We start from the raw sequence: 6,939 nt of genomic DNA on the forward strand, positions 1-6,939 counted from the left end.
TTCATCCCTCTCCATCTAAATTAATGTTTACTATGTAAAACATTCTGTTTCATTTGTACCCTTGATGGGATGATTTAAACATGCAATACATGCGGATAAATACAAAGCTTCAAAAAAATACTTTACCGCGTAACATTGTTCTGTTAAACTGGATGTAAATTAACGTAACAATGTTTTGTTACGTAAAAAGAGGTGATTCCTCATTGGAAACAGATTTAATTTCAAAAAAGGAAGTATTGGAGCTGACTGGCATATCCTATGGACAGCTATACAGATGGAAACGGAAGAATATCATCCCGGAAAGCTGGTTCATCAAGAAATCCAGCTATACAGGACAGGAAACTTTCTTCCCAAGGGAAAAGATGCTTGCCAGAATTGATACTATCAAAGAGATGAAAGATGGTTATTCCCTGGATGAGCTTTCGGACTTTTTCTCACCCCATCCCACCAAGGTCGAAGTCAGTGAAGAAGGATTGCGCTCACACAACATTCTTACAGAGGACACCATGACATTCTGTACATCACTGTTAGCAATGAAAGGCGCTTATGAATTCCAGGATATCTTAAATATGGTGATTGTCGAAAAGGCACACCGATTAGAGATTCCTAAAGAAGCTCAGCGAACCCTATTTCTTTTTCTTCATGAGAAGTTTACTCCACTGAAAGAATCTTCCCTTGAGCTTATCGGTATCCGAAAAGATGAAGCGTATATATGGATGCTCCTGCCCCTCCCTTCGGACTTTCACGTAGACCATATGGCTCAAGTCGTATTGCGATTCGATTTACAACAAATGACGGAAGAATTGAAATTGACGTTAACGAATACGGAAGGGATCTAACACCCTTGAACTGGAGGAGAAATGGATGAATACAGTAGAAAAGAAAAAGTTGCATGACTTAAAGATCAGCGGGTCGGGAACATCCGGCGGAGGACAATTTGATGAAGTGAAAATCAGTGGAAGCGGAAAGATTGCAGGAGATATTGACTGTCGGGAGATGAAGATTTCAGGATCCGGGACGGTTGCAGGTGATGTAAAAGCCGGCGTCATCAAAACAAGCGGCTCTTCCACTATTGAAGGAAATACAAAAGCTGAAAATATATCAACGAGCGGGAGTTCTAAATATAACGGCTCCGTCATGGCCGCTGAAATGAATATCAGTGGCTCCAGTAAAATAACCGGTGACCTTATAGTGGAAAAATTCAAAGTAAGCGGTTCATGCAAAGTGGGAGGAAAGCTTCAGGGCGGATTGATCAAAGCAAGCGGTTCCCTGAAGGTGGGGCAGGATTGTGAAGTTGAAACCTTCTCATCTTCAGGCTCTGTCCACATCGACGGATTGCTCAATGCTGACAACGTTCAAATTGAGATCAATCACGAATCATCCATCAAAGAAATCGGCGGGGAGAAGATCTCCGTGACTCACCACAACTCGAACAGGCTGATTAAGCAAGTGGTCAACTTCTTCCTGCAAAAGGAAGACTATTTATTTTCAGATTTAATCGAAGGTGATGAGGTCTATCTTGAGAATACGAAAGCGAAGCTCGTTCGCGGTAAAAACGTCGTGATTAGTGAGCATTGCGATATCGATACGGTTGAGTATTCCGGCTCCATCGATGTGCACAAAGAAAGCCGCATCAGAAACAAAGTGAAAATCTAACATATTGGAGGAAGGGGATGGGCTTTGCCTTCCCTTTTTTCTACCATCTCCCCTTATTTACACCACCTTTCCCCCTCTAACATCTGAATTTCATATTTTTATTCTGAATGTTCTGCTATATTAATAGGTATATAGTACAATCCTGCACTGCATATTGGAGGACTTTATGAAACGTTTGACCGATCACCTGATAGTCATCTCTTTTGATTGTTTGTCTGCCCTGGATTATCCGATTCTGAAAGAGCTCCCCCACTTCCGGGAACTGCTTGGACGAGGATCCTACTGCAAACAGGTTGAAACCATCTATCCTTCTGTTACCTATCCATGTCACGCAACCATCGTTACCGGGAAGTACCCCAATCGACACGGTGTTGTAAACAACACCCTGCTTCAGCCGGGGAGGGATTCCCCTGATTGGCATTGGTACAGGAAATCCATTAGAGGCACCACCCTGTATGATGAAGCAAAGAAGGCCGGGATGACGACCGCTGCCCTGCTTTGGCCGGTGACAGCTAAAGCAGACATAGATTATAATATGCCTGAAATATTCGCCAATCGACCATGGCATAATCAGATCCTTGTTTCCCTTCTGAATGGCAGTCCGCTCTATCAACTTCAGATGAATCGTCTCTTCGGCGGGATCCGGAGTGGTCTTAACCAGCCGGAACTGGATGATTTCGTCCTGGAATCAACGGTCGAAACGATCAAAAGGAAGCCCGGCTTATTGCTTGTTCATTTTACGGATCTTGATACCCAGCGGCATTATCATGGCTTCTCTTCCGAAGAAGCGAAGAAGGCTCTTCGTCGTCATGATGAGAGACTGGGGAGAATCATGAAAGCGTTAAAGGAAAACGACATGTATGAAGAAACGACGATCGTCGCCTTGGGGGATCATAGTGCACTTGATGAATCCATGGCCGTTCAATTCAACATTCTCTTAAAGGAAAAAGGAATGATAACCGTAAACGGACGGGGGAAGATTTCGAAATGGAAGGCTTATTGCAAAGGATGTGATGGCTCAGCCTACGTCTACACAAAAGATGATAAAGCAACAAAGGAAGTAAAACGGCTTTTGGAAGAGTTGCAACCCGATCCTTCCAACGGAATCGAATCCTTTCTCACTGGAGAGGAAGCAGCTGAAAAGGGGGCCGACGGACATTGTGCGTTTATGCTTGAGGCCCGTCCAGGTTTTTATTTTAAAGACGCACTGGAAGGTTCCTTCATTCATACGATCACCCCGGAAGATGTCAGGAAGAAGCGTTATACGTATGGATCTCATGGCTATTCTCCAGAAAAAGAGGGCTACTTCACGATTTTTATGGCGGCAGGAAAAGGCATTCGCCCGCATCAGGACCTCACTTCTATGCGCCTCGTCGATGAAGGACCTACATTCGCCACATTGCTCGGACTCAGCTTAGGTGACACTGATGGAAAACCGATAGAAGCCATACTCGACATATAAAGAAGAATCTGTTTCCTTAGGGGGAAAAACAATGAAGCGTTTTTCGAAAGAAGAAAGCAGCTGGATTTTTTACGATTGGGCGAACTCCGCTTATTCAATCATCATTTCCACCGCCGTCTTTCCGCTGTTTTATAAAGCCGCCGCCACCAATGCAGGGGTGAGTGCTGCTAATTCAACGGCTTATCTGGGATATACGATTGCCATTGCCACCTTCATCCTTGCCATGATCGGGCCGATTCTTGGTACCATCGCCGATTATGAAGGGTACAAGAAGAAGTTCTTTTCCTTCTTCTTTGCATTGGGTGTAACGTTCACCGCCCTTCTCGCTTTTGTTCCGAGCGATAATTGGCTGCTCTTATTGATTTTTTATACAGTGGCTGCCGTCGGTTCAGCAGGATCGAACGTCTTCTATGATGCATTTTTGACCGACGTTACCACGGAAGAACGGATGAACCGGGTATCGTCCCGGGGGTTTGGATTTGGATATATAGGCAGTACGATTCCCTTCATCATCAGTATCGCCATCATCGTATTATCCCAAAATGGCACTATCCCTTTCTCTGTCACCGTCGCCAGTAAGATCGCCTTTGTCATCACCGCTGTATGGTGGGGACTCTTTTCCATCCCTCTATTAAAGAATGTTCATCAGCGCTATTTTATCCAACGTGAGAAAAGCCCGGTGGCAAATAGCTTTAAACGCCTGGGAAAAACGATGAAAGAAATCAAAAAATATCGGGCACTCTTTTTATTCCTTCTTGCTTATTTCTTTTATATTGACGGTGTAGGTACCATCATTACGATGTCCACTGCTTACGGATCGGACCTTGGTATTTCATCCACGAATCTATTGATCATCCTATTTGTTACACAGGTAGTGGCTGGGCCATTTGCCATTCTATATGGAAGACTGGCAGAAAGATTCACAGGGAAGAAGATGTTGTATGTAGGCATCTGCGTATATATCATCGTGTGCATTTATGCTTATTTCTTGGAAACGACCCTGGACTTCTGGATATTAGCCATGCTTGTCGCCTCTTCTCAAGGGGGCATTCAGGCACTCAGCAGGGCCTATTTCGCCAAACTGATACCCAAGAAAAATTCCAATGAATTCTTTGGTTTTTATAATATTTTCGGTAAGTTCGCATCCATACTTGGTCCGCTGCTCGTGGCGGTCACAGCTCAAGTGACAGGTGCGTCCAACAGCGGTGTGTTCAGTCTTGTCATCCTCTTTATCATCGGAATTGTGGTACTCGCCTTCGTTCCAGAGCCAAAGGAAGATGATGTGGAAAAGTCTGCGATTGTGTAAACAAGAAAGAGCCTGATCACAGGATCAGGCTCTTTCTTTTAACTTTAGTTAATCTTAGAAAGTATGAGCTGCATCTTTCGCACGGGAAATGGCATTTTGCTTGATTTCCTCTGCTTTGTCCGGCATAGCAGCATGTCCCTCCACAATGACTCCTTCAAAAGAAGGTACCCCGAAAAACTGCATGATGATACTTAAATATCGGTGGCCCATCTCCATTCCAGCTGCAGGTCCTTCAGAGTAAATACCTCCCCGAGCCTGGATATGGATGGCTTTCTTATCCGTCAATAACCCAACCGGCCCCTGTTCCGTATATTTAAACGATTTCCCTGCCACTGCAACAGAGTCAATATAAGCTTTCATCACCGGCGGGAATGAGAAATTCCAGAACGGAGTGACAAATACATACTTATCGGCACTTATGAACTGGTCCGATAATTCATTCAGCCGATTCACTTTCTTCTGTTCTTCCGGTGAAAGCTCCTCGAATCCTTTACCAGATTGAAGCTTACCCCATCCGCTGAAAACATCCGCATCGATATGAGGAATATGTTCCCGGTATAAATCGAGGTGTATCACTTGATCTCCCGGGTTCACTTCCTTATATGTATCCATAAATGCTTTTGCAACCGCCATACTGTAGGACTGTGTATCATCATGGGGATGCGCTGTTATATATAATACTTGTGCCATTGATCATCCATCCTTTGCTTCGTTTTATTCACAACAGTATTTTATGAAGAAATGGATGGAATTATCCTTATTTACGAATCAAAAAAAAACGCTGCCTGTTTAGGGCAGCATTAAGTGAAATACCTTAGTCTTCTTCACCAGGCATTTCAAAAGGGTTTCCCCCGATATTTCTTCTCATTTCGTCTGTTAGTTCAAATGGAGTGTTCTCTTGTGCTTCCCCTGTTGTGAAATGGTGACTGCCATCAAAGTGAAATGGTTTACCTTCCAATGTCGACACCTCCGTTTTACTATAGTTTAGCCATTATGTAACGGTCTATCCATTTTTTCAGGCACAGACCTTTTACCTGGTAGTATTTACTTAATTATAATATGTCTCATTTCCAGAAGATATCCTTTTTCCCCATTTTATATTGATATTCTTTATTTTCTAATACGACGATTTGTTCAGATGATAGCTCTGCCACATGTTTGGTTTCTTCCACTAGATGTTGAATGAGCCGGTGACATTGCTTCGCTCCTTTGACAAGGAGGGGAACCCCTATCCAATCGATGCCAAGTTCTCTCGAGAATAATCCCCCCGCAGTCATGAATGGGGGTACAGTAGGAGAAGTGTTGGAAATGATGATTTTCTCTTGTTGATCATATCGACTAAGGAGAATGCCACATAAATCAGTTAAGGCAGGAACAACATACTTGGAATTTCTCCTTCCAATTGTATACACAGGATTATCATCTTGGTCCAACCCATGAAAAAGAATGTGACCGGTGTCCTTTTTGGTAAGCTTGTTAAAAAAAGGCACTGAAAGGATGTCATCCTTTGTAAGATCACCTTGTTTTAATAACTGTAAGTGATAGGCAGCAGCCATAGACGTTGTATGGGTTCCACCGAAATCATTGTAAATATAAATCATATGCCCACCCTTTGAATAGATTCATTTTCCTTCAGTATGAACCTGATGAGCAGACTGTATCCCATTCCATGCATCAATAAAAAAAAAACGCCGCTTCCCAGAGTACAGGAATCGGCATTTACGGATGTATTTAACCACCTGCTGGTGCGGCACCAGCTGCTGGTCCTGCAGCACGTTGACCAAGCTCCTGATCCATTACCAGTAAGGCAGAAGGATTATCCCCGGCAATCTTTAAGCGGTCGACAACTTTCTGGGACTGTGCTTCTTCATCGATTTGTTCCCTTAGAAATTCCTGGATGATCACCGCAGTCTGTTGATCCGTCTGGGCTGCATAATTATAGGCTTGACGATACGAATTTGTAACGAATTGCTCATGCTCCAACACCTTTTGAAAGGTTTCCAGAGGGGAGCCATATTCTTTCGGCTGGGCTGGAAGCTCCTGAAGCTCCACCACTCCTCCCCTGTCCGTCAGATAGTCAATGAGTTTCAACATATGTGTTCGCTCTTCCTCCGATTGAATTCTTAACCATTTAGCCATCCCGGTATAATTTTGGTTCGCCATATAAGCCGACATAGCCAGATATAATGTCGTTGACACATGCTCAATCTGAATCAGATTATTCACCAGTTTTTGAATTTGATCATTAAGCATAGCAATCCTCCTCAATAATGTACTGACCTTCTATTTTATTGAGAGGGACCTTAAAATATGAGGAGATAAAAAAGAGACTGGGACAAAAGGGTTTCAGATAAAGAAAAATCCGAACGAGTAATTTGATAAAAATTTAACTCGTTCGGATTTTTAATTTTTAAAACCCATGTATTTAGCAGGTTCTAGCTGTTGATTGGAGTGCAAGACGAAGACTCCTGCGGGAAAAGCGGAATAGGTGAGACCCCGCAGGAGCGACAGCGAC

8 protein-coding genes are annotated in these 6,939 nt (G+C 43.5%); 4 read left to right on the forward strand and 4 right to left on the reverse strand.

Features of this window, described 5'->3' with window-relative positions:
• Positions 1-203: 203 nt before the first annotated feature.
• The 4 genes from KYJ26_RS01650 to KYJ26_RS01665 all read left to right on the forward strand — a co-directional run bounded on the left by KYJ26_RS01650 (position 204) and on the right by KYJ26_RS01665 (position 4,424).
• Positions 204-839, forward strand: a complete 636-nt coding sequence (locus tag KYJ26_RS01650; RefSeq protein WP_219165618.1) for a DUF4004 family protein — start codon at positions 204-206, stop codon at positions 837-839.
• Positions 840-864: 25 nt separating this feature from the next.
• The gene (locus tag KYJ26_RS01655) at positions 865-1,656 is read left to right on the forward strand and encodes a polymer-forming cytoskeletal protein (protein WP_219165619.1); all 792 of its coding nucleotides are present in this window, start codon (positions 865-867) and stop codon (positions 1,654-1,656) included.
• A 166-nt stretch (positions 1,657-1,822) separates the two neighbouring features.
• Positions 1,823-3,118, forward strand: coding sequence for an alkaline phosphatase family protein (locus KYJ26_RS01660; RefSeq protein ID WP_219165620.1), 1,296 nt, complete (start codon positions 1,823-1,825; stop codon positions 3,116-3,118).
• Positions 3,119-3,149: 31 nt separating this feature from the next.
• Positions 3,150-4,424: an MFS transporter gene (locus KYJ26_RS01665; protein WP_219165621.1), complete on the forward strand. Its 1,275-nt coding sequence runs from the start codon at positions 3,150-3,152 to the stop codon at positions 4,422-4,424.
• A gap of 54 nt (positions 4,425-4,478) precedes the next feature.
• Here the strand turns inward: KYJ26_RS01665 and KYJ26_RS01670 are convergent, their stop codons facing one another.
• From KYJ26_RS01670 to KYJ26_RS01685, 4 genes are all read right to left on the reverse strand, one after another.
• Positions 4,479-5,114: an FMN-dependent NADH-azoreductase gene (locus KYJ26_RS01670; protein ID WP_219165622.1), complete on the reverse strand. Its 636-nt coding sequence runs from the start codon at positions 5,112-5,114 to the stop codon at positions 4,479-4,481.
• A 124-nt stretch (positions 5,115-5,238) separates the two neighbouring features.
• On the reverse strand, positions 5,239-5,382 hold the full coding sequence (locus tag KYJ26_RS01675; protein WP_219165623.1) for a hypothetical protein: 144 nt from the start codon (positions 5,380-5,382) through the stop codon (positions 5,239-5,241).
• 106 nt (positions 5,383-5,488) lie between these two features.
• Positions 5,489-6,025, reverse strand: coding sequence for a DUF3189 family protein (locus KYJ26_RS01680; RefSeq protein WP_219165624.1), 537 nt, complete (start codon positions 6,023-6,025; stop codon positions 5,489-5,491).
• Positions 6,026-6,155: 130 nt separating this feature from the next.
• Positions 6,156-6,677 (reverse strand): ferritin, encoded by a 522-nt coding sequence (locus KYJ26_RS01685; protein WP_219165625.1) that lies wholly within the window; start codon positions 6,675-6,677, stop codon positions 6,156-6,158.
• Between the last annotated feature and the right edge of the window lie 262 nt (positions 6,678-6,939).

Source organism: Rossellomorea orangium (genome assembly GCF_019334305.1).
In the GTDB taxonomy this organism is placed as follows: Bacteria; Bacillota; Bacilli; order Bacillales; family Bacillaceae_B; genus Rossellomorea.